Origin of the sequence: Endozoicomonas sp. ONNA2 (assembly GCF_024606365.1) — a bacterium.
In the GTDB taxonomy this organism is placed as follows: Bacteria; Pseudomonadota; Gammaproteobacteria; order Pseudomonadales; family Endozoicomonadaceae; genus Endozoicomonas.
In genome coordinates this window covers 1-1,219 of sequence record NZ_JAHHPO010000926.1, presented here as the reverse complement: position 1 = coordinate 1,219, position 1,219 = coordinate 1, and the positions used below count along the sequence as shown (strand labels likewise).

Sequence of the window (1,219 nt, the reverse complement as noted above, 5' to 3'; positions counted from 1 at the left end):
ATGATTGTAGCCCTTGGAAATCAAGGGTCAATATGGTTTCAACGAATAGTTACAGGTAAATAGGCAAAACCGCCCTGTCCCTGTTTCGCTCTTTGGCAGGCTGATAAAGCACCTGATCATTCGCAATTTTAAAACTGCCGCCAATGATCTCTTTGAGCGCATCAAATACGGGTTTATATTTTCCGGTTTTATCTTCCTTGAGGAAGCTTTTCTGTTTTGCAATGCTGTCAGCATCACGAACAATATCAATATTATCTTTAATGGGCTCTGCATACCTGGAGCGCATGCTGTTCAACAGCGTAATAGGGTTCACGCCTTTTTTGCTGTTTGCCAGATGTTCAACAAGGATATTTTTGCTGAGATCGAGTTCCTTATAAAACAGGGAGATCCCGGTACGTTCAGAGGTCAGAACAAAAGGGGATAAAATGTAATCTTCAAGCATGCATCTCGCCAGCTCCTGCTCAATAACATTTTCCAGGATGTGACCCGGAACGCTGGAACCATTACTCTGAAAGGTAATATCAAGAACTTCTGATCCTGCCTCTTTGGACAAAATCAAGGTGTCTTTACGTCCGAACTTGACGGCCTTGTAGAATTTCTTGCTGAGATCAAAGGCGTAGTTTTCCAGCTCAAGGCTAACGTTTGCCCCCTTCATCAGGTCTGAGTCGGTATTAAAAAAACCTCCCAGGCTTCGGCTAAAGTTATGAGACAATTGTTTTAACAGCGGATCAAGCCTTTTAGCAAAATCTGGAAGCTGTATTTTAACTGCGCCACTTTCCTTGAGCGTTTCAACCAAGTCTTCACTCAAGTCGCAGGATGCAGCCGCTGGGTAATGCTTCAATAAGCCATAAATAGCATAGCTGAGCCAGGTTTTACCGACATTATTAGGGCCACAAATGAGTGTCATATCCCCCAGCTCAATAGCTCCCTGATCAACATACCCCAGTTTTTTAAACGTAAATTTCATCGCCCTTCGCTCTGGAAACGGTTGTGGTCAATTTTTACAGCTACGGATTTTATGTCTCAATAGTACACGATCAGACACCTTTTATGGCAGAGAGCGCCATTAATTTAGCATCAAGCAGGGCATCCGCTGCCTGAAGATCCGTTTCAAGGTATAAATCGATATCGCCCTCGCTGATGGTACTCGGGACCCAGGGCCCGTAGAGGCCGAAGACCTGATGAGGTGGGAGTGAGCGGATTCCATCAGGGCCAGAGG

General features: G+C 45.0%; 2 protein-coding genes. Both read right to left on the bottom strand.

All coding sequences use genetic code 11. The features are described from left to right. Positions 1-49: 49 nt before the first annotated feature. Positions 50-967 (bottom strand): hypothetical protein, encoded by a 918-nt coding sequence (locus tag KDK14_RS16440; protein WP_257266259.1) that lies wholly within the window; start codon positions 965-967, stop codon positions 50-52. A gap of 70 nt (positions 968-1,037) precedes the next feature. Further along, a partial coding sequence (locus KDK14_RS16435) for a hypothetical protein (protein WP_373691099.1) occupies positions 1,038-1,219 on the bottom strand: 182 nt, incomplete at its 5' end.

What these genes read in the sequence shown, in the direction of transcription:
- KDK14_RS16440 (WP_257266259.1), bottom strand. Translation starts at nt 967, where the DNA reads ATGAAATTTACGTTTAAAAAACTGGGGTATGTTGATCAGGGAGCTATT.